The sequence below is a fragment of the Methylophilus sp. 13 genome, from assembly GCF_015354335.1.
Taxonomy (GTDB): Bacteria; Pseudomonadota; Gammaproteobacteria; order Burkholderiales; family Methylophilaceae; genus Methylophilus; species Methylophilus glucosoxydans.
Genome location: NZ_JADKYR010000003.1, coordinates 580,277 through 601,728, shown reverse-complemented (window position 1 = coordinate 601,728; position 21,452 = coordinate 580,277). Strand labels below are relative to the sequence as shown.

The window sequence follows — 21,452 nt, the reverse complement described above, 5'->3', positions numbered from 1 at the left end:
TGATGCGTATTGCGCTCATCCTGTGGTTGGTGATTGGACTCGCTGCCTGTAAAAGCCAGCCCCCGGGCAGCGCTACGCATGCGCAGTTGCATTTACCCTCAACCCCTTCAACCCCTCAGGCCGACAACGGTTCGGCTAGCTTCCCGGAAATTGAAACGGCAGACATTGTTTCTACCCCAGCCATCAAGCCCCCCGCGCTCAAGTCGGCCATCCCCACCATCTTGATCAATCTGGTCGTCCGCGAAGCCCCCGTGCAGGAGGTCCTGTTTGCCATGGCTCAAGAAAGCGGCCTGAATTTTGATGTGCATCCGGCCTTGATCGGTAAAGTCACTTTAAATGCGCAGCAACAGTCGGTGCACGCGATTCTTGCGCGCATGGCCAGGCAAGTCGATATGTATTATGAATGGTCAGACGGGGTGTGGCTGGTGACACCGGACACGCCGGTGATTCGTAGCTACAAACTCAATTATGTGAACATGAGCCGCGATACCTATGGCTATATTGGCGTGGCCAGTGAAATCAATGGCGCTGGCCGTGGCGGCATGGCCGCAGCCGGTAACAGTAATGCGCAGGTGCAAGCATTGCCGGCACAAGGCGGCAGTAGTAATAGTTCCAGAACCGCAGTCACCTCTCAATCCCGCTATCACCTGTGGGAGAGCGTGGTAGACAATGTACAGCTTCTGCTGGATGAAACGGATAAAGCCGGTAGTGCACGGGCAGAAGTGATGGATCACCTGCCCGCAACCGTGATCATGCCAGCGAGCGGTACTGATAGCGCGCCAGGTAGCGCCGCAGTCAGTGAACTCAAAACCACAGCAGAATCCGTCTTACCATCACCATTGCAAGAAAAGTCGCAGCAAGCGCAACGCCGTTGGCGGGCTTCCAAACTGATTGCAAACGCCGAAACCGGCATCTTGACCATACGTGCCTCGCAGAGTCAGCAGGCGCAAGTCAAAGCCTATCTGGAATCTGTGATGCAGGTTGCCGCCAGGCAGGTCTTGATTGAAGCTACCATTGTAGAAGTTGAGCTGAATAAAAGTTTTCAGATGGGCATAGACTGGAGTCGCCTGTCAGCCTCGGCGCAACAACGGGGCTGGCTGCTTTCGCAATCTTTGGGCAGCGATGCGGCCCAGTTTAACCGCACCACTGGTCAGTGGGAGAGCAATAACAGTAAAAATGCCTTGGGCCAGAACAATGGCAACGTGGCGTTTATGTTGAGCTACTTAAATCCTCTCAGCCGCTTTGGTAATTTAAGTGCCAGTGTCACCTTGCTTGAGCAGTTTGGCAAAACGCGTGTCCTCTCCAGTCCCAAGCTCATGGTGCTCAATAATCAGACGGCCATTCTCAAGGTGGTCGATAACTTGGTCTACTTCACCATCCAGTCGCAAATTTCGCAAAGCAGTAGTAATAGCGGTGCTAATTTGCAAGCAGTGACGACCACGGCCAATACGGTGCCGGTAGGCTTGGTCATGGCTGTCACGGCACAAATCAATAGTCGCCAGCGCGTCAATTTAAATGTCAGGCCGACGGTGTCCAAGGTGCTGCGCTATGTCGAAGACCCCAATCCGCAATTAGGCAGTGGCAGCAGTCGGATTGTGAGTAGCGTGCCCGAAATCCAGGTAAGGGAAATGGAGTCTGTGCTCAATGTTGCCAGCGGCCATATCGCTGTTTTAGGCGGCCTGATGCAGGATGATCAGCGTGAATTTAGTGACCGCGTGCCTGGCCTCTCGCGACTGCCTGTCATCGGTCAGGCATTTATTGGCAAAAATCAGGCCGCCAAAAAGACCGAGCTGATTGTGTTTTTGCGGCCCACTGTGATTGGTCGGGCCGATGTTAACACGGGCGATTTGCGATCGTTTCAACCCTTGCTGCCAGACGCTTTGCCTGCTGATGCATTTGAAATGAATGTCGAGGAGCCATCATGATGGATGTTCGAGCATGGCTGGCTGATTCAAAACGCCCCTTGCGCTTAAATAAAAATGCATATGCAAAATCGCTGATGATCACCGATTGGCAGCAGCTTGAGCGGCGTATCATGGGATTGTTGTGGCTGATGCTGATCATTGCGTCTTGCTGCGTAGTGCGACAAGGCTGGGATATCTTTTCAGCGGCATCCGCGCCGGACCATCATGCTGCGCCCAGATGGGTAGATGCAAAGCCATTCGTCACTCCGGTTAAGCCGTCACCAATCGGTGAGCAAAAGTATCGATTGCAGGAGGAACCTAGCGTATTTGCTTTGCATGCGCCAGCAAAAGCTGAGCAACCTTCCGTAGCCACACCCAGTCAGAGTGAGCCTGCGCAGAGCCCATCACCCTCACTCCGTCAAAATAACCCGCCTCGTTGGGTCATGCAGGTACAGCGTGGACCATTGCCGACCTTGTCCTCCATCAGTCTTCTGGCGCAGGCGCGTACGGCATTACAACAGGAGAAACTGCAAAATGCGCAGCCTCTTTATGCGCAACTGTTGGCGCAAGATCCGCATCAACTCGAGGCTTTAGTCGGCATGCTTTATATCAGCCAACGGCTGGGTGATCAGGCGCAATACGAGCACTATTGGCTGCGCGTTCGGCAACTGATGCCAGGGGTCGAAGCCAATGCTGCTTTATTTGCGCAACTACTGGAGCAAGAGTGATGCGGATCGGAGAGTGGATGCTGACGAAAGGCATGATTACTTCGGATCAGCTTGATATCGCACTGATCGAGCAACGCAAGCAGCAATTGTTGCTTGGCCAGCAGTTGGTCAGGCTGCACTTTGTCACCGACGCCATGGTGAGAGACGTGCTGGCACAGCTGCATGTGCAAGAGAGTATGGATTTGCAGTATGTGATGCCCGACCCGGCGTGGATCGCCAAAGTGCCAGAAACCTTTGCCAGGCAACATCGCTTGTTACCGCTTGATCTGACACCAGATCAGCAATCGTTGCGGATTGCGGTACAGGATCACCAGAACGCACACGCGATTGAAGCACTGAAACATTTATTAGGTGGTGGCATTACACTGACGCCTGTTCTGGCGACCGAAGTCCAGATAGAGCAGGCGCTGGATCGGTGTTATGGACATAGCCTGTCGCTAGAGCGCTTGTTGCAGGAAATCGAGCAGCAAGAGGCTGCAGTTAGTCTTTCGCCGGTGGCTTCCGCCTCTCATCCCGTGATCCGGCTGGTGGATGCCATCTTGGTCGATGCCGTCAAACAAGGCGCCTCGGATATCCACTTCGAGCCTGAACAGGCGTTTGTCAGGATACGCTACCGCATTGATGGTGTGCTTTGGCAGATCCGCTGTTTGCACGATCGCTATTGGCCCGCCATGTGTGTGCGCCTCAAAGTCTTGGCTGGCATGGATATCGCTGAGCAGCGTATGCCGCAAGACGGCCGCGTGAATCTGTTCTTGTGCGGGCGCGAGGTCGATTTCAGGGTCTCCAGTCATCCTACCCTGCATGGTGAAAACTTGGTGCTGCGCGTGCTGGACAGGCATAAATCCATTATTCCGCTGTCGCAGATGGGTATACGCTGCGCGCAGTTGGCGTCTTTAAAAGCCATGCTGGCAAAACCGGAGGGCTTGTTAATCGTGACGGGCCCGACCGGGAGCGGTAAAACCACTACGCTTTATTCCATGCTTGGGCATCTCAATCAGACCGGGGTGAATATCATGACCCTGGAAGATCCGGTTGAGTATCCGCACCATTTAATGCGGCAAACCTCCGTCAACGAAGCCAATAAGGTGGATTTTGTCACTGGTGTGCGCGCCATTTTGCGACAAGACCCCGACATTATGCTGATTGGCGAGGTCAGAGATGAAGCCACGGCCGCTATGGCGGTGCGCGCCGCCATGACCGGACATCTGGTGATGACCACCTTGCATACCAATCATGCTGCAGCTGCCTTTTTACGCTTGCAGGATTTGGGGATTCAGCCGCATACCCTGGCCGGTTGCCTAGTTGGGGTGATTGCCCAGCGCTTATTGCGACGCTTATGTCAACACTGCAAGCGCCAAGCTTCCCCGGACCCACACCTTTTAGCCATGTTTCAATACATCGATTCAGCGTGCATTCCTGAAAGTTTCACGTGTTTTGAAGCGGTTGGTTGTCAGCATTGTCGACAAAGTGGTTATCAAGGCCGGACTGTGGTGATGGAAATTTTGTCCATGCATTCTGGCTTGGAGGAGGCGCTCACGCCACTCTCGCTGCCAAGGTTACAGCAGAACGCACGATCATATGGTTACACCACGCTGGCCGAGGAGGGGGTGCGATTAGTGATGGCAGGCGAAACTAGTCTGCAAGAATTAAAAAGAGTGGTCGATTTAAGTGTGCTTGAGGCCAATGTGCTGGATGTAAGCAGGCCTGTTTAAAACGATGACAAGCTACCGATACACCGCGATTGATAAGACGGGCCACTTAACACGGGGCTATGGCACCTCCGACTCTGAAGAGGCGCTGGCTGCATCCCTGCAGCAGCAAGGCTTGGAATTGCTGACGGTGAAGCTGGGTGAGCCATTGCGCTGGCGACAGCCACGCGTGCACCCCAAAATGTTGATCGTGTTTTGTGTGCAGCTGGAGCAGCTATTGCAAGCCGGCTTGCCTCTCTGTCAGGCCATTGCGGTCTCGGCAGAACAAGCCGAACAGGCGGTGATGGCCGAGGCCTTACGTGGTTTGTTGCGCGATCTTGAGGCGGGCAAATTACTTTCACAAGCGTTGCAAGCGCAGCCCAAGGTCTTCCCAGCCTTGTTTTATCAACTGGTCAATGCTGGTGAACGGACGGGTCAGCTCCCTGAAACATTTGGCCAATTGAAGGCCACCCTCACGTGGCAATTTGAGCTGAGTGCGCAAATCAAGCGGGGACTGAGCTATCCCGCTGTGTTATGCGTGATGGTGATGATTGCCGCATACGTGATGCTGACCTTTCTGGTGCCGCAAATGGCAGGTTTTTTGCAAAGCCTGGGGCAGTCTCTGCCATGGAGTACACGATGTTTGTTAGCCCTGTCAGAGGGTGTCATGCACTATGGGGCTTATCTGCTATTGGCGATATTGCTGTCCCTGGTGAGTGTGACTCTAATCGTGCGGCACTCGGAAAAATGGGCTTATAAATGGGATAGCATGATGTTGCGATTGCCGGTGTTTGGCCGCTTGCTAAGAGCATGGGTGATCACGCGGCTGTGCAGGTTTCTTGGATTGATGTACCAGGCCGGGATTCCGCTGTTACAGGCATTGCAATGGTGCCAGCCCTTGCTGACGCAGCGTGTCATGGCCCGCGCACTTGAGGATGTGTCTGCGCGCGTACAGGCCGGTGAAAGCCTCACCGCCAGCTTTGCGGCTACCGGGCAGTTTCCGCCACTGATGCTACACCTGCTCAAGGTGGGTGAAACCACAGGTGGACTGGATCGCATGTTGTTTCAGTTGGCTGACTATTATGACCGGGACGTGCAAGCGCGGATCCAGTCGCTATTGCGCATGTTGGAGCCCGCGCTGACCATTTCACTGGGGTTGATGTTGCTGTTTTTGATGGCCGCCGTCATGTTGCCGGTCTATGACAGCTTTTCAACCATCAGGTACTAAAGATGTCCGCCCAGCGCTTCATTCTCCTGATTGATGCGCAAGCATGGCGGCTGGTCTTATTTAAGCGCAATCAGTATTGCGAGCTGCGTTCGTTTGGTCCGGATGAAGCAGGGCTAGCGGCCATGTTAGGGTGGATGCAAACTTTCCCAGGCGCGCGTGTGGCGGTGTTAACTAATCTGCCAGAGGAGCACTATCACCTTGAGCTGATGCCTGTAGTGCGAGGGGCGGCTGGTCGTGCACTACTCAAGCGCAAGCTGGCGGCTTGGCCACATGCACAAGGCTTGCATACCGCCTTTCTACTCGAAACGATCAAGACGAGCCGTTTAGAAAACCGTTTTTTGTTTGCCGGGCTGTTTTCCCCACCACTGACTCACTGCTTGCCCGCGCTGCAAGCGGCAGCACTCAGCCTGCAAGGCATTTATACGCAAGCAATATTGTTGCCATATTGCTTGCCTGCAAACGCTCAACGCCTGAGTGATTGCATCTGTGTGCACGCGGAGCACACGACCCTGTGCTTGAGTTATTTCAAGCATCAACGGTTGTGTTTAAGGCGCCGCCTTTCAATGCCAACACAAGGGATGCAGGATGTGGCGTCTGTGACCCCGGCGCTGACTCAGTTGCATCGTGAGCTGGTCAGCCAGTTTGGCTTATCCGAATCTGCAAGTCTGCCGGTGTTTTGCATCATCGCAGAAATACAGCAGGCTGAGAGGCTCACCTTACCCGCCCCTTTTCAATATCAACCTCTGACTGAGGCCGCGCTCATTGCGGCCGTGGGTCAAGGCTCGCTCCCTACCGGTCTCCGCGCGGTCGAGTGGGTCGCCATGCATGCGATATTGGCAGACCAGGCGCTCCCTAACTTGGCCCCTGAGGCCAGTCTCTTGCCAGAGAAACTCAAGCGGTTACAACGAAATATCCACGTGGCAGGCGTAGGGCTTGCGTTGCTATTGGCGCTGCTAGCCGGCTTCCATGCGCTGGCAACTCAGCAACTGCATACGCAAGCCGGGCTGGTGAAGGCACAGCTTGATGAGCCAGAGGCGATGCCATTCGCCGGGGGACTGCGCGCTGAACAATTGCCAGCGATTCATGCCTTAACCCGCACGATGCAAGCGATCAGCGCCTCCGCCCGATTGCCCGATCAAGCCTTGCATGACTTGCAGCCGATGCTGACTGGCTTGCGAGATTGGCAACTGATCCGACTCGAATGGCAGGCAGAGCCTCCTGAATCAGCAGACCCTGATGCGCATCAAACTCAGTCATTGAAAATGACTTTTCAACAATTAGAAACAAGTCAGCACACGCGTGCCGTACTTGAATGGCAACAGTTGATGCAGCGTTTAAATCAGTTGCCATCAGTCAAGCAGCTGCAAACAGAGAACTCCAGTCAGCAAAGCACGACGAATGGTCGCCAGGGCAGTACAGATCCGCTAGCCATGCTGGGCTTGCAGCCGATGCTCACGCTGACTTGGGCAGCCGTGCAACAGGAGGGGTGGTGATGGTTCTGCAAGTGTGGGCGGCATTAAAACAAACCTTATTGTTTTGGTTAGGCGTGATGAGCTTGTTAGTGGTGTGTACCCTGTTGCAGTATCAAAGACGTGAAGAAGCCGAACAAGTCTTGTCTCAGCTAGAGGCACAGTGGCAGCAACGGCAACAACAAGCGGCTTATCAGCAGCATTTTGCTGCAGAGATCGCTACCTATTTGGCGCTTCGCGAGCAATGGCAAAACATCGGGGTGATGTCGCCCTTGAATGTGCCTGCATGGGAAAAGGCACTTGCCGAAATGCAGCAGGCATCTGGCTTGAGTCATCTACGCTATGAGTTCTTGCCGACCACTCCTTGTGACCTTGCCCTGTGTTTGCCGCAAGCATCCACTGGCCAGCAAGCCGACATCAAAGTGATGCTTAGCCGTCTACAGCTCGCATGGTCGGTCAAGCATGAAGCAGACATATTGGCATGGTTACAAGCGTTGGCCAAACAATATGCAGGTGCGATTAAAGTCCATCATTGTGTCTGGACAGTGACGCCGTCATTCGTCCAGATTGATGCGCAATGTGAGCTTCATCTGTTTAATTTCCCTGACGTGTTTCCCAATCCGTCGCCTGTGCAGCCATGATTGGTTGTTCACATTTTCAAAGAGGAATTGCGATCTGGGCGCTTTTGCTGCTGTTGTCCGGCATGGCGGGCATGCTGGTTTATCCCTTGGTGGGCCGTGAGTTTTCCAGTCAGGCGTCGTTGCACAAAACCATGACGGCTTTGGCCAAGGCCGAGCAGGCCTTGCTTGCCTATGCGCAGCAACCCTTGGGCACCACGCCTTGTGAGTTGAATTGCCCACGCCCGGGCGATTTGCCTTGCCCAGACCGCAATAACGACGGCATTGCCGAAACCTCATGCAGTAACTCCGCCCGCTTGGGCAGGTTACCCTGGAAAACACTGGGCTTAGGCGACCTGCGCGATGGCAGTGGCGAGCGCTTGTGGTACGCAGTGTCAGAGCGCTATAAAAATAATCCGCGCCTGCGTCCTTTGAATCTGGACACGCAGGGCAGCTGGAGCGTGATGGCCAACAATGGGCCGACTTGGGATGCAAGTGTGGGCAATGGCGTTGTGGCTGTGGTAATTGCTCCCATGCAGCCGCTGTTGAGGCAGGATGGCTGGCAGCAACGCCGCTTGCAGCCTGACGATGGTGCCAAGGAGTATCTGGATATTGAGGGGACCTTGGATAATGCCAACCCGACAGAGTACAGCGATCACGGCTTTGTCATGTCGCCTCCGACTACACAATTTAATGACGTGGTCTGGCCAATCTCGGCCAGCCGCATGCATCAAGTCATGCAAAAGCAGGTGTTATCAGAGCTTAAGCGAGCATTTACTTGCACGTCCAGGCCATGTGCGCCTTTACCTGTGCCAGCATCCATTTCAGATGCGAGTTGTTTAGGTGCACACTCATTGCAAGCTGGGCAATGTATGTCTGCTCAAGCGACTACGCTGGGCCGCTTGCCGGTCGATGGCGACTTGCACGGCCCACTTGCAAATCAAGCCACGCTGGATGGTCAGGCCATGCATCACTGGTTTCAGCAAAATGGCTGGCGGGAGCAGGTGTTTTATCTGCCGCGGTCCTCGCAAGTGCTCTTGGTTGTGTCCGGCGAGATGTTAGCCGGGCAATTACGACAGACGGCTACGCAAAAAAGCGAGCATGCCAATTTTATCGAGATGTCGACAGTCGCTGCGCTGGGTCTGACTGGCGTCACCGCATGGGATGCACCCAGCAATGATCAGTTGGAGCAAATCGCCAGATGAAGGATATCAGCGCGCATTTGTCTCGACCGCAATCTGCTCTGCGCGGTTTCAGCCTGCTTGAAATGGCGATCGCTTTGGTGATTTTAAGCCTGATGATGGGCTGGCTCATGACGCCCCTCAAGGTGCAATACGGATTGCAGAAATATCAGCAAACCGAACAGCGGCTGAATACGGCGCAACAGGCCTTGCTTGGCCATGCCCTGATTTATCATTACCTGCCGTGTCCTGATACCGACCAGCCGCCCGATGGGTGGGAAAATGTATTATCCAACCAGACCTGCGCCAGTGATGAGGGCTGGTTGCCATCGCAGCAATTAGGGGTAGTCGCCACCGATGCCTGGGGTCGTTTCTTTCGCTATCGCGCAGACAGCACGTTTACTCATCACAGCCAGTGGTTCTCGGTAGCTGCGGCCGAAGGTGCCAGCAATATTCAAGTCAGCAGTGAGACTGGCCCGGCCACCAGCGGGCCTAGCCGACCGGTGGCGATTATCCTTTCACATGGCGAAAACGGGCTGGGTGGCATACAATCCGTGTCTGGCGGCGGCGCCTATGCCATGCCCGCACCCGAGCACGCGGATGAGCGTGAAAATGCAGATGGCGACCTGGCCTTTGTTGATCAGGCACAACAACAAACGGGTACGGCCGTGTTTGATGACCGGCTGATCATGCTGTCGCCCAAGGTGTTGATTCAGCAAATGGTACAAGCGCAACGCCTGCCATGAATAATTGGAAAATACATGCAAGACGATTTGTTGTTACGCTACAGTCGGCACATCATGTTGCCGCAAATTGAATATGCAGGGCAAGAAAAGCTCACGCAAAGTCATGCCCTGATCGTGGGGGCTGGCGGCTTGGGGGCCCCGGTGGCGATGTATCTGGCCGCAGCCGGGGTAGGCACGCTGACCATTTGTGATTTTGATCAGGTAGACCTCACCAATCTGCAACGTCAAATTATCCATACCACGGCAGCAGTTGGGCAAAACAAGGCCTTGTCGGCCCAGGCCACGATTGCGGCCCTCAATCCTGAAGTCAACGTCCATGTCGAAACGACACGGCTCAATGACGAGGCGCTTGCCGGACGGGTCTTGGCAGCAGATGTCGTGATTGATTGCTCGGATAACTTTGCTACGCGCTACTTGCTCAACCAGCTTTGTTTTGAGAGTAAAAAGCCTCTGGTCTCGGGGGCGGCCATCCGCTTTGAAGGGCAATTGAGTGTGTTTGATTTCCGCCATGCTGACAGCCCTTGCTACCACTGCCTGTATCCAGACGTCGGCGATGACCAGGCGTTGCGTTGTGCAGACAACGGTGTATTTGCTCCGCTGGTGGGTATGATAGGCACAGCGCAAGCTGCTGAAGCCATTAAGGTGTTGCTCAATATGGGCCAGACCATGAAAGGCAGGTTGCTATTGCTGGATGCGCTCAGTGCAGAATGGCGCACCATACGCCTCAAAAAAGACCCTTCCTGCGCGGTGTGTGGTCAGGCGGAATCTGTGGGCTGAGACTGTAACGACGCCACCAGTTCCGTAATCTCCCATTCGCAGCCAGCGCAGCCTGACAGCGCGCCAGAATAGCGCGAGATGCCATCCAGATCTTTGCCTTGCCTGACCAACTCGATAATCAGGCCACGCGTGGTGCCGCTGCAACTGCACAGCACCTCTCGGGGATCATTTTCAAGCAGGTCAGCCATATTTCCTTTTGTGCTCAAATCCATTGTGTCTAAGCGCAGACAGATCGTGTGATCGTGCTCACAATTAACGGGTTCATTTCAAGCTAGACCACCAATACAGCAATTGGTTTATCTCATTGTTTAATCTACCCAGATACGTCCAACCCGCCAAAGCTGTTCGCACTCAGGCGGTATGTCGACGAGCCAATTAACTGAGTTTGGCCAGCTGCGCCTGCAGTTTTTCCAGATTGGCACTAAACTCGGCCAGACGGGCTTTTTCCTGCTCGACCACGGCTGCCGGGGCGCGGGCGACAAAGCTTTCGTTGCCCAGTTTGCCATTGGCTTTGGTGATTTCGCCTTGCAGTCTGGCGATCTCTTTGCCTAAACGCTCTTTCTCGGCGGCAACATCAATTTCCACCTTGAGCATCAGTTTGAAGTCACCCGCCAGCATCACAGGTGCATCGGCTTCTGGCAGATCGGCAACGATATCTACACTTTCCAGCTTGGCCAGCGACTTGAGGTAAGGCGCATAGGCGGTCAGTGCCTCGGCATCGCCCGCGACAATGAGTGGCACTTTGGCCGCAGGTGAAATGCTCATTTCGCCACGCAGGCTGCGGCAGGCTTCGACAGCGGTTTTCAGTGTCGCCACCCAGGCTTCAGCCTGTTCGTCGATTTTTTCCAGATCTGCTTTCGGGTAGACCTGCAACATAATGCTCTCAGTGCCACGCGACTTGTCCTTGAGTTCGGTCATCGGTGCCACCGTCTGCCAGATCTCTTCGGTGATAAACGGAATAATCGGATGTGCCAGCCGCAAGATGGTTTCCAGCACTCTTAACAGGGTACGACGGGTTGCGCGCTGTTCGGCTTCAGTGCCGCCTTGTAACTGCACTTTGGCAATTTCCAGATACCAGTCGCAATACTGATCCCAGACAAACTCGTAGATCGCCTTGGCAGCGAGGTCAAAGCGGTAGTCGTTAAAAGCGCGTTCCACTTCGGCTTCGGTGCGTTGCAGCAAGCTCACAATCCAGCGGTCGGCCTGGCTAAATTTGCGGCCACCGGCGTCACAACTCTCGGCGCCAAAGCCATTATCTTTGCCTTCTGTATTCATCAGCACAAAGCGGGTGGCGTTCCACAGCTTGTTGCAGAAGTTACGGTAACCTTCACAACGTTGCAGGTCAAACTTGATGTCACGGCCGGGTGAAGCCAGGCTGGCAAAAGTAAACCTTAAAGCATCCGTACCATACGCTGCAATGCCTTCTGGGAATTCTTTGCGCGTGCGTTTCTCGATTTTTTCCGCATCTTTCGGGTTCATCAGGCCGGTGGTGCGTTTTTTCAGCAGCGATTCCAGGTCTATGCCATCGATCAAATCAATTGGGTCCAGCACATTGCCCTTGGACTTGGACATTTTCTGGCCTTCGGCATCGCGGATCAGGCCGTGCACATACACATGCTTGAATGGAATTTTGCCGGTCAGGTGTTTGGTCATCATGACCATACGCGCCACCCAGAAAAAGATAATGTCAAAACCAGTGACCAGTACTGAGGAGGGCAGGTATTGCTGCAAGGCCTGATTCTGCGCGTCCAGTGTTTCGTCGCCGGTCCAGTCTAAGGTGGAAAATGGCCACAGGGCAGAGGAGTACCAGGTATCTAATACATCCTCATCACGTTTCAGGTTGCCGGTATAACCCGCTTGTGCTGCCATTTGTTTGGCTTCAGCTTCATCATGCGCGACAAACACTTCGCCATTTGCGCCATACCAGGCCGGAATCTGATGCCCCCACCATAACTGACGTGAGATACACCAGTCTTGAATATTGTTCAGCCACTGGTTATAGGTGTTGACCCAGTTTTCCGGATAGAACTTGATCTGGCCATCCGCTACCACTTCGAGCGCCTTTTCAGTGATGCTTTTGCCATCTTCTCCAGGCTTGCTCATCGCCACAAACCACTGGTCGGTGAGCATGGGTTCAATCACCACATTGGTACGATCGCCCCGCGGCACTTTCAATTTGTGTTTTTCAACTTTCACCAGAAAGCCGCCAGCCTCAAGGTCGGTAACCACTTGTTTGCGGGCAGCAAAACGCTCAAGACCCCAGTAATTCTTTGGAATACCTAGATCAGCAGCAGTTGCTATAAAGTCTTGAGGAGGAAGCATTTTTCCACCATCGCTTTGAGGAGCGACATAATCAAATTTGGACTCGTGACCAGTATGAATGTCTGCAGTAATTATGTGTCCAGTTAAGTCAATTACCTGTATTGGTTTTAATCCATGACGCTGACCAACGGCATAGTCATTAAAGTCATGTGCAGGCGTGACCTTGACCACGCCAGTACCAAACTCCTTATCCACGTAATCATCCGCGATAATCGGAATTTCGCGGTTGCACAACGGAAGAGTCACGTTTTTACCGATCAAATGTGCATAACGCTCATCCTCAGGGTGCACCATCACCGCCACATCACCCAGCATCGTTTCTGGTCGGGTCGTTGCGACAGTCAGGTGACCTGAACCATCCGCCAGTGGATAGTTGATATGCCACATCGAGCCGTCTTCTTCTTCCTGAACCACTTCCAGGTCAGAAACGGCAGTGCCCAATTTCACGTCCCAGTTCACCAGCCGTTTGCCACGGTAAATCAGGCCTTCGTTATACAAACGGACAAAGCTCTCGGTGACCACCTTGTTGAGCCCGGCGTCCATGGTAAAACGTTCACGGCTCCAGTCAGGCGAAGTGCCGAGGCGGCGCATTTGTTTGGTGATGGTGCCGCCTGAGTATTCTTTCCATTCCCAGACTTTTTCGAGGAATTTTTCGCGGCCGAGGTCGTGGCGGCTCACGCCTTGCGCATCGAGCTGGCGCTCGACCACAATCTGTGTGGCAATGCCTGCGTGGTCGGTGCCTGGTTGCCACAAGGTGTTATCCCCGCGCATACGGTGATAGCGGGTCAGCGCATCCATGATGGTCTGGTTAAAACCGTGGCCCATGTGCAGCGTGCCGGTCACGTTGGGTGGCGGCAGCAAAATGCAGAAATTATCTTTGACCTCCGGGTTCATGCCGGCGGCGTAATAGCCTTTGCCTTCCCAAAAAGCATACCACTGGCTTTCAATGGTTTTCGGATCAAAGGATTTAGCGAGTTCGCGGGTAGAGCTGGATGTATTGGTTTGTGTAGTCATGCGCGGGATTTTACCACAGCCGCCCCCTTGTTCTGGAGCACCTGTCCCCGTAGCACTAGTCCTGTCATATTAAATTCACTGCCAGCGATTAATTTAGTCAAAATTTTTTAATTATGGAGTTTTGACATGACTTTTAAATTAGCCGCCATGACTGTGGCGATTTCACTGGCATTGCCTGCCTTGGCAAATGCAACCCCTTCATTGATCGCTATTGGCAGTTTGTCCGGGACCACGGACTTGTCCAGTTTCACTGGCATGCTGGAAAACGGTGTGGATCATCAGAATGTATTGGGCGGCATAGGCTCTGGCCTGGCTTGGGCGGGTGGTAGTACTTTCCTGGCGTTGCCAGACCGTGGCCCGAATGCTAGCGAGTATAACCCGCTGGTAGACAATACCACTTCTTACATTTCGCGCTTTCAAACGCTCAACCTCAGTTTGCAACAAACCTACAATGGTTCGAGTTACAGTTATAGCCTGACCCCGACTTTGACTGGCACCACGCTGTTATACAGCAATACGCCGCTTAACTACGGCACGGGCGCCGCTGGTACAGGTAGCGTGGGCGGCCAAAACTACACATTGGGCAGTGGCGCGACTGTAAATGCAGGTAAATATTATTTCAATGGCCGTTCAGATAACTTTTTGGCAGGCACCAACTCCAGCAACTCGAATAATGGCCGTTTCGACCCAGAGGCCATCCGCGTTTCTAATGATGGCAAAAGCGTTTATATCAGCGATGAATATGGTCCTTATGTCTATCAGTTTGACCGTGCGACCGGCGCCAGAACCAATGTCTACAACTTGCCTTCAGCATTTACTGCGCAAAATTTGAGCAGCCAGGGTGCGAATGAAATCAGTGGCAATACTAGCGGCCGTGTGGCCAACAAAGGCATGGAAGGCCTGGCCATTACGCCTGATGGCAAAACACTGGTTGGTTTTGAGCAAAGCCCGCTGATTCAGGATGGTGGCGATGGTAGCCGTACCAACCGTATCGTGACGATTGATACGAAAACGGGTGCTACCAAGCAGTATGTCTATGACAACTTCCTCTCAGATAAAAACAAGACCTACAACAGCAGCGAGATTCTGGCGGTCAACGACCATACCCTGCTTGTGCTTGAGCGTGATGGTAAAGGGTTGGGCGATGGGTCCAAGGCCGACGTGAAACGCATCTACAAAATCGACCTCAATGATGTGAATGGCGATGGCGTTGCGGGCGACCAGGCGGTGGATATTGGCTCTCTGAATAGTGGCGCAGGGATCAGCGGCCAAAGTAACCTGCTGGGTTATGCGGCGCAAAAAAGCTTGTTCCTTGACCTGAAAGCGGCGCTCATCAATGCCGGGATTACCAATACCAATATTCCTGCCAAGCTCGAAGGCATGACATTTGGCGAGGACATCATGGAAGGTGGCGTGTTGTATCACACCCTGTACGTGGCCAATGATAATGACTTTGTGCCAGGCATTGCAGGGGCCAACAAATTCTTTGTGTTCAAGTTTACCGATGCAGACTTGAATGGCAGTCAATTTGTGAACCAAGCATTGTCCGTCAGTGCCGTGCCTGAGCCAGCCAATGTTTCGATGCTGATTTCTGGCCTGTTCCTGATGGGTTGGTTGCAACGTCGTCGTCAGCGCTAATCGAGCTGCTGTGAGTAAAAAGCCGCCTTTGCAAGGCGGCTTTTTTTATGTGGCTGGATCGTTTGAAAATCGTTCATCGTCGTTGGTAAACACCAGCGGCTCAACTTTTTTCCAGTAGCGGCTAAACCGCATCAGCTCATGGTCGCTGAAGTGGGTGTCATAGAGGCTGGGTTCTTGTAGCCAAGTAAGTCGTGCATCGTCAGCCGCTGCTTTGAGCAGCGCGTTCGGAGTGTTCTGGCTGATGATATGCCTCTGCGAATAGCTTGCCAGTACTTGTGCTGTGCTGCCAAGCCATATGTCTGTCTCTGGGATTTCGCTCAGGCAATCGGCCATGAATTGCAGGCGTTTCAGGGGCCATTGCCCATAAAGTGCAGGGTCAAATACAAAGACGCGAGGGGCCTTACTCTTTAGTAGAGCATGCTCTGGCGATAACATTTCGTCATGAAGCCAAACCACAGCACTGTCGTCACGAAGGGGCAAATGCTGCGCTGTTATTTCCACAGGCAAATACGCGCTGTGGCTGGCAGCAGCCTCATCACCTGTTTGCGGCGGAGGGGCGCCAAACAATTGTTGATGCAATGTTTCGTAGCTGGCATCGAACGGGCAACGCACAGGACATTGCTGGCACCAGTGTCCGCCGCCGAATTTGACGATATTCTCTTTGTTGAAGAAATAAGGTTTATGGCTAAAGCTGGCGCCTATCCATTGCCATGATAGGTGATTGGAAGCTAGGTCACCATCCAGCAGGTTTTGTTCAAACCAGTCTGCCGCCTGGCGCCAGTCTACTTTTAACCAGTGCAATACATAGGCTGCAAACCACATGCGGGCATGGTTGTGTACGTAACCCTCTTGCCGCAGCTGACGCACAATTTCATCCATGCATACCAGCCCGGTGAATCCCTGCGCAATAAAGTCAGGCAAGGGTTGTGTACCCAGGGCCACTTTAGGTGACTCCATGGGTTGTTTGATTGCCTCACCAAAACGGTACCAGACCTGCCTGAAGTAGTCGCGATAGCTGAGCTCGGCAATCAGTTTGACACCGCGCTTGCCAGCGCTTTGGCGGACGCTGTTCACCGTCTCTTGCAAGGACAGACAGCCGTGGCGCAAGTAAGGCGAAAGCCGGGTGGCTGCGCCATCCAGATGATTCCGGGTCTGGTGATACGCATCGGCATCAATGGTCGCCACTCGCTGCAATGCCGTGACGCGGCCGCCATGCCAGCGGTCGTCCAAATCTGGTCCGCTGGCCTGCGGAAAGCAGGTGCGGATTTGTGCCAGCCGTTCCCGGCGGTCAGTCGCAAGCGTAAGGCGGACAGGCGGTTGAGTCATTCCCCCATTTTGACACAAGTAGTGATACCATGCGCTCAAAGATTCGTGGTCGTTTATTCATCGTGGTTTGGGGGGAGCGGGTTATGCAGACAGGATGGTGGTGGTGCGGATTGGGCCTGGTGCTGTTATGCTCGGAAATGTTGCTCGGCACCTTGTACTTGTTATGGCTAGGCATTGCCGCACTGGCAATGGCAGCGCTCACTCTGTTTTGGCCTGAGATGTCATTGGCCTTACAAGCCCTGAATTATGCCGTGCTGGCGGCACTGGCCTTGACCATCATGCGCAAGCTGGAGAAACGCAAGCCTGACTTGCGGGTTGGACAGGCGCAGGGCGAGGAGATCGGTCGTGAAGGCGTGGTGATTGAGGCTATTTCTCCCATGCAACCGGGCAAGATCCGGTTTGCACAAGGGGTATTGGGTAGCCGCGAATGGGTGGCATATGCCGATACGGCCATGGCTGTGCAACAAGCGGCAATCATTGTCGCCGTGGAAGGCAACAGCCTGCGTGTGGCGCCTGCCCACCACGGTTAATCGTTTTAATTATTGAGGGGAGTCGTTATGACCGAAGTCAGTGTCATTGTCATCGTACTGGTAGTGATCGCCATCGTGAAAGGGGTACGTATTGTGCCGCAGGGCGAAGAATGGGTGGTCGAGCGGCTCGGTAAATTTGCCGGCATTCTCAAGCCAGGCCTCAATGTGATCAACCCGGTATTCAGTAATGTCAGTTACAAGGTGACCACCAAAGACATCATTCTCGATGTCCCAGAGCAGGAGGTGATCACCCGTGATAACGCGGTGATTCTGGCCAATGCGGTGGCGTTTATCAAGGTGACTAATATCGAGCGTGCGGTCTACGGCATCGAAAACTTTCGCGAAGCCATGCGCAACATGGTGCAAACCAGTTTGCGTTCTATCATCGGCGGCATGGATCTGAATCATGCGCTGACCTCGCGTGACCGGATCAAGGCCGAGCTTAAAGAGGCGATTGCCGATGAGGCGCTGGACTGGGGTCTCACCGTGAAAAGTGTGGAGATTCAAGACATCAAACCCTCTGCCAATATGCAGGATGCGATGGAGCGTCAGGCAGCGGCCGAGCGGGAGCGTGTGGCGGTGGTGACCGAAGCCGAAGGCGCCAAGCAGTCTTTGATCTTGAATGCCGAAGCCCGCCTGGAAGCCGCGCGTAAAGACGCAGAGGCGCAAATGGTGGGGGCTCAAGCCTCAGCAGCGGCGATTAAAATGATTGCCGAGGCGGTCAAGGAAAACAATACCTCCGCCACCTTTTTGCTGGGGGACCGTTATATTCAATCAATGCAAAAAATGGCCGACTCCAACAATAGCAAAATTGTGGTGTTGCCAGGCGATGTGGTGAGCGCGGTCAAAAATCTGGTAGGCGGCAGCAAGTAAGTCGATCAGGGTTAGCGTTTAATTGCCGCCACGCGCTGGGTTTTGGCGTGGCTGGCATATTTCCTGCATCACACTGCTTAAAATCATAATATTATTGAGGATCAGCAGTGGCTATACGCGTCGCTTTACATCACCGCACCCGCTATCAATTTGACCGCCTGGTCAATCTTTCGCCACACGAAGTCCGCCTCAAGCCCGCTGCCCACGCGCGCACGCCGATTTTGTCGTATTCGCTGACGGTTAATCCTGAGCAGCATTTTATCAACTGGCAGCAAGACCCCTACGGCAACTACATTGCCCGTTACGTATTCCCCGAAATGGTGCGTGAGCTCGACTTTACGGTCGATTTGGTGGCAGATATGACCGTCATCAATCCGTTTGATTTTTTTGTCGAGAAATATGCCGAGCATTACCCCTTTAACTATACCGCGCAGCAGGCGTTCGAGCTGACCGCCTATTTGCAGCCCGATCCGGTCGGGCCCTTGTTGCAGGCGTGGATGACGGAAATGCGGCAAGCCGTGATCAAACCCGAAGTCGGCATTGTCGACTTTCTGGTGGCCGTCAATCAGCGTTTGCAGGCTGAAATCGGCTATACCGTGCGCATGGAGCCGGGCATACAAACCCCGGAAGAGTCTCTGCAGAAGCGCACAGGGTCTTGCCGGGACTCCGCCTGGTTGCTGGTGCAAATCATGCGCCACCTGGGCTTGGCCGCGCGCTTTGTTTCCGGCTACCTGATTCAGCTCAAGGCCGACGTTGCGGCGCTGGATGGCCCCAGTGGCACCGACAAGGATTTTACCGATTTGCATGCCTGGACCGAGGTGTTTATTCCCGGCGCAGGATGGGTTGGGTTAGATCCTACCTCTGGACTGATGGCCGGAGAGGGGCATATTCCGTTGGCGTGTACGGCGATTCCTTCCTCGGCAGCGCCAGTGACTGGCTTTACCGATATCGCCGAGGTCACGTTCACGCATGAGATGACAGTAACGCGCATTCACGAAGACCCGCGCGTGACCAAGCCTTACAGCGAAGCGGACTGGCAGGCCATCCTCAAGCTGGGTGACAAGGTGGATGTTGAGCTCAAAAAACACGATGTGCGGCTGACGCAAGGCGGCGAACCGACTTTTGTGTCGATTGATGATATGGATGGCGCACAATGGAACACCCTGGCACTGGGAGATCACAAGCGGCAACTGGCCGGTGACCTGGCTTTGCGCCTGAAAGCGCACTTTGCCCCGGATGGCTTTTTGCATTATGGCCAGGGCAAATGGTATCCCGGTGAGCCTTTGCCGCGCTGGGCCATCAATATTTACTGGCGCCCGGATGGCAAGCCGGTGTGGCGCGATGCCAGCCTGTTTTCAGCCGAAGGTCATAATGACGGCTATGGCGTAGCGCAGGCAGAAGCTTTTTCCCGGCATCTGGCCGACATGTTGGGCTTTCCCAAAGCTTGTGTGATTGCCGCATATGAAGATGTGATGAGTCTCGCGCAACAAGAGCAGCAGTTACCGGTGAATCTCGATCCGCTCAAGCTGGATTTGCAGGATGCGACAGAGCGCAAACGGCTGGCAGATTTGCTCAACCAGGGCTTGGGGCAAGTGGTTGGTTATGTTATGCCGCTCAAGCCGGACGAGAGCCAGTCTGCCGGGGCATGGCTGACCAGCAAGTGGCCGTTGCGCCGCGAACATTTGTATCTGCTGGGTGGTGACTCGCCCATGGGCTTGCGCTTGCCCTTGTCCTCGCTGCCATGGCAGTTGCCTGCAGAGATGGAGCCAGAATTTCCCCTGGACCCGTTTGAGCCACAGGCAGCGTTGGCGACCGCCAAATCACCCACGGTGCGGATCAAGCACAAAACAGTGCAGCCGCTGGCCCGGGAAGTGGTCCATACCGCGTTATGCGTACAGGTGCGCAATGGCCGGCTGTATGTGTTTATGCCGCCAGTGAGTCGACTGGAAGACTATCTGGATTTACTAAGTGCCATTGAGCAAACTGCGGCCGATTTGAAACTCAAACTGTGGCTGGAAGGCTATCCCCCACCACGCGACAGCAGGCTCAAGTTGCTCAGTGTGACGCCGGACCCCGGCGTGATCGAAGTGAATATCCACCCGGCGAAAACCTGGAAAGAGCTGGTGACAAACATCAACGTCTTGTACGACGAGGCGCGTCTATGCCGGCTCGGCACCGAGAAATTCATGCTGGATGGCCGCCACACCGGCACTGGCGGCGGTAACCATGTCACGCTGGGTGGGGAAACGCCGGCGGATAGCCCCATGTTGCGGCGCCCGGATGTATTACGTAGCCTGATTACCTACTGGCAAAATCACCCCGCCTTGTCTTATCTGTTTTCAGGGACTTTTATTGGGCCGACCAGTCAGGCGCCGCGCGTGGATGAGGCCAGGGATGACAATTTGTATGAGTTGGCGATTGCTTTTCAGCAGATGGAACAAGCCTTACCCGCAGGCAAAGAAAGCGAGCAGCCGTGGCTGGTTGACCGGCTACTGCGCAATTTGCTGGTGGATTTAACCGGTAACACGCACCGCTCGGAGTTTTCCATCGACAAACTCTATTCGCCGGATGGCCCCACTGGTCGCCTCGGGCTGGTGGAATTCCGTGCTTTTGAAATGCCGCCGCATGCGCGCATGAGTTTGCTGCAAAGCCTTTTACTGCGTGCGCTGGTGGCCCGCTTCTGGAAAACGCCATATACCGGCAAACTGGTGCACTGGGGCACCGAGTTGCATGACCGCTGGATGTTGCCGCACTTCGTGGCGCAAGACATCGCCGATGTCGTGGCCGATTTGCGCGATGCAGGTTATGCCTTTGAACAGCGCTGGTTTGAGCCCTTTGTCGAGTTCCGTTTTCCGCGCTATGGCACCGCGGCTTATCATGGCGTGGAGCTGGAGTTGCGCCAGGCCATAGAGCCTTGGAATGTACTGGGCGAAGAAATGGCGGGCGGGGGCACCGCGCGTTACGTGGACTCTTCCGTCGAGCGCATGCAGTTGCGTGTGCGGGGCCTGACCGATGGTCGCCATGTGGTGACCTGTAATGGCCGACCCTTGCCGCTGCAACCAACCGGCCATGCCGGGGAATATGTGGCTGGCATCCGCTTCCGTGCCTGGAGTCCGTGGTCAGCGCTGCATCCGACCATTCCGGTGCAAGCGCCGCTGGTGTTTGATCTGGTCGATACCTGGAGTGAAAAATCCCTGGGAGGATGCACCTACCATGTCTCGCACCCAGGGGGGCGCAATTACAATACGTTCCCGGTGAATGCCAATGAAGCTGAGGCACGGCGGTTTGCACGCTTCTGGGCGCATGGCCATACGGCGGGCAAGGTGACTGTGGTAAAAGAACCACCGAATCCACGTTTTCCATTTACGCTTGATCTGCGATGGCAGCCTAATGTGTGAACATCCTGTTACA

At 54.4% G+C, this 21,452-nt stretch carries 16 protein-coding genes; 13 read left to right on the top strand and 3 right to left on the bottom strand.

The features are described 5' to 3' along the window. Positions 1-2 precede the first annotated feature (2 nt). The 9 genes from INP77_RS10620 to INP77_RS10580 are packed head-to-tail and all read left to right on the top strand — an operon-like array spanning position 3 to position 10,338. Positions 3-1,925, top strand: a complete 1,923-nt coding sequence (locus INP77_RS10620; RefSeq protein ID WP_194748983.1) for a type II secretion system protein GspD — start codon at positions 3-5, stop codon at positions 1,923-1,925. Next, positions 1,922-2,632, top strand: a complete 711-nt coding sequence (locus INP77_RS10615) for a hypothetical protein (RefSeq protein WP_194748982.1) — start codon at positions 1,922-1,924, stop codon at positions 2,630-2,632. The genes INP77_RS10620 and INP77_RS10615 overlap by 4 nt, the downstream gene beginning before the upstream one ends. After that, a complete protein-coding gene (locus INP77_RS10610) occupies positions 2,632-4,344 on the top strand; it encodes a GspE/PulE family protein (protein WP_228518860.1) in 1,713 nt (570 codons plus the stop codon). The genes INP77_RS10615 and INP77_RS10610 overlap by 1 nt, the downstream gene beginning before the upstream one ends. A 4-nt stretch (positions 4,345-4,348) precedes the next feature. Next, a complete protein-coding gene (locus INP77_RS10605; RefSeq protein ID WP_194748981.1) occupies positions 4,349-5,548 on the top strand; it encodes a type II secretion system F family protein in 1,200 nt (399 codons plus the stop codon). A gap of 2 nt (positions 5,549-5,550) precedes the next feature. Further along, on the top strand, positions 5,551-7,041 hold the full coding sequence (locus INP77_RS10600; RefSeq protein ID WP_194748980.1) for a hypothetical protein: 1,491 nt from the start codon (positions 5,551-5,553) through the stop codon (positions 7,039-7,041). Next, positions 7,038-7,658, top strand: a complete 621-nt coding sequence (locus tag INP77_RS10595; RefSeq protein ID WP_194748979.1) for a hypothetical protein — start codon at positions 7,038-7,040, stop codon at positions 7,656-7,658. The genes INP77_RS10600 and INP77_RS10595 overlap by 4 nt, the downstream gene beginning before the upstream one ends. Then, positions 7,655-8,839 (top strand): hypothetical protein, encoded by a 1,185-nt coding sequence (locus tag INP77_RS10590; RefSeq protein ID WP_194748978.1) that lies wholly within the window; start codon positions 7,655-7,657, stop codon positions 8,837-8,839. The genes INP77_RS10595 and INP77_RS10590 overlap by 4 nt, the downstream gene beginning before the upstream one ends. Further along, complete coding sequence (locus INP77_RS10585; RefSeq protein WP_194748977.1) at positions 8,836-9,561, top strand: type II secretion system protein; 726 nt, start codon at positions 8,836-8,838, stop codon at positions 9,559-9,561. Before INP77_RS10590 ends, INP77_RS10585 begins: the two co-directional genes overlap by 4 nt. Positions 9,562-9,576: 15 nt before the next feature. Continuing rightward, complete coding sequence (locus INP77_RS10580) at positions 9,577-10,338, top strand: molybdopterin-synthase adenylyltransferase MoeB (RefSeq protein WP_194748976.1); 762 nt, start codon at positions 9,577-9,579, stop codon at positions 10,336-10,338. Here the strand turns inward: INP77_RS10580 and INP77_RS10575 are convergent. After that, complete coding sequence (locus tag INP77_RS10575) at positions 10,317-10,526, bottom strand: (2Fe-2S)-binding protein (RefSeq protein ID WP_194748975.1); 210 nt, start codon at positions 10,524-10,526, stop codon at positions 10,317-10,319. The two genes, INP77_RS10580 and INP77_RS10575, sit on opposite strands and share 22 nt — an antisense overlap. Positions 10,527-10,713: 187 nt before the next feature. Next, positions 10,714-13,674 (bottom strand): valine--tRNA ligase, encoded by a 2,961-nt coding sequence (locus INP77_RS10570; protein ID WP_194748974.1) that lies wholly within the window; start codon positions 13,672-13,674, stop codon positions 10,714-10,716. Positions 13,675-13,800: 126 nt separating this feature from the next. On the opposite strand from INP77_RS10570, the gene INP77_RS10565 reads away from it, so the two are divergent. Further along, entirely contained in the window at positions 13,801-15,312 is a 1,512-nt protein-coding gene (locus tag INP77_RS10565) for an esterase-like activity of phytase family protein (protein ID WP_194748973.1), read from the top strand. A 45-nt stretch (positions 15,313-15,357) separates the two neighbouring features. Here the strand turns inward: INP77_RS10565 and INP77_RS10560 are convergent, their stop codons facing one another. Continuing rightward, on the bottom strand, positions 15,358-16,638 hold the full coding sequence (locus tag INP77_RS10560) for an FAD-binding domain-containing protein (RefSeq protein WP_194748972.1): 1,281 nt from the start codon (positions 16,636-16,638) through the stop codon (positions 15,358-15,360). A gap of 83 nt (positions 16,639-16,721) precedes the next feature. Here INP77_RS10560 and INP77_RS10555 point away from each other — a divergent pair, with 83 nt between their 5' ends. The 3 genes from INP77_RS10555 to INP77_RS10545 all read left to right on the top strand — a co-directional run bounded on the left by INP77_RS10555 (position 16,722) and on the right by INP77_RS10545 (position 21,439). Next, entirely contained in the window at positions 16,722-17,168 is a 447-nt protein-coding gene (locus tag INP77_RS10555; protein WP_194748971.1) for an NfeD family protein, read from the top strand. Between the two features lie 27 nt (positions 17,169-17,195). After that, positions 17,196-18,041 carry an SPFH domain-containing protein gene (locus INP77_RS10550; protein ID WP_194748970.1) on the top strand — a complete coding sequence of 282 codons (846 nt, stop codon included), beginning with the start codon at positions 17,196-17,198 and terminating at the stop codon, positions 18,039-18,041. Positions 18,042-18,148: 107 nt separating this feature from the next. Beyond that, entirely contained in the window at positions 18,149-21,439 is a 3,291-nt protein-coding gene (locus tag INP77_RS10545; protein ID WP_194748969.1) for a transglutaminase family protein, read from the top strand. Positions 21,440-21,452: the final 13 nt, after the last annotated feature.

Coding starts and splice junctions, on each gene's coding strand:
- INP77_RS10550 (WP_194748970.1), top strand. CDS start 17,196: ATGACCGAAGTCAGTGTCATTGTCATCGTACTGGTAGTGATCGCCATC.
- INP77_RS10600 (WP_194748980.1), top strand. CDS start 5,551: ATGTCCGCCCAGCGCTTCATTCTCCTGATTGATGCGCAAGCATGGCGG.
- INP77_RS10560 (WP_194748972.1), bottom strand. CDS start 16,638: ATGACTCAACCGCCTGTCCGCCTTACGCTTGCGACTGACCGCCGGGAA.
- INP77_RS10605 (WP_194748981.1), top strand. CDS start 4,349: ATGACAAGCTACCGATACACCGCGATTGATAAGACGGGCCACTTAACA.
- INP77_RS10615 (WP_194748982.1), top strand. CDS start 1,922: ATGATGGATGTTCGAGCATGGCTGGCTGATTCAAAACGCCCCTTGCGC.
- INP77_RS10565 (WP_194748973.1), top strand. CDS start 13,801: ATGACTTTTAAATTAGCCGCCATGACTGTGGCGATTTCACTGGCATTG.
- INP77_RS10585 (WP_194748977.1), top strand. CDS start 8,836: ATGAAGGATATCAGCGCGCATTTGTCTCGACCGCAATCTGCTCTGCGC.
- INP77_RS10590 (WP_194748978.1), top strand. CDS start 7,655: ATGATTGGTTGTTCACATTTTCAAAGAGGAATTGCGATCTGGGCGCTT.
- INP77_RS10570 (WP_194748974.1), bottom strand. CDS start 13,674: ATGACTACACAAACCAATACATCCAGCTCTACCCGCGAACTCGCTAAA.
- INP77_RS10575 (WP_194748975.1), bottom strand. CDS start 10,526: ATGGCTGACCTGCTTGAAAATGATCCCCGAGAGGTGCTGTGCAGTTGC.
- INP77_RS10580 (WP_194748976.1), top strand. CDS start 9,577: ATGCAAGACGATTTGTTGTTACGCTACAGTCGGCACATCATGTTGCCG.
- INP77_RS10555 (WP_194748971.1), top strand. CDS start 16,722: ATGCAGACAGGATGGTGGTGGTGCGGATTGGGCCTGGTGCTGTTATGC.
- INP77_RS10620 (WP_194748983.1), top strand. CDS start 3: ATGCGTATTGCGCTCATCCTGTGGTTGGTGATTGGACTCGCTGCCTGT.
- INP77_RS10610 (WP_228518860.1), top strand. CDS start 2,632: ATGCGGATCGGAGAGTGGATGCTGACGAAAGGCATGATTACTTCGGAT.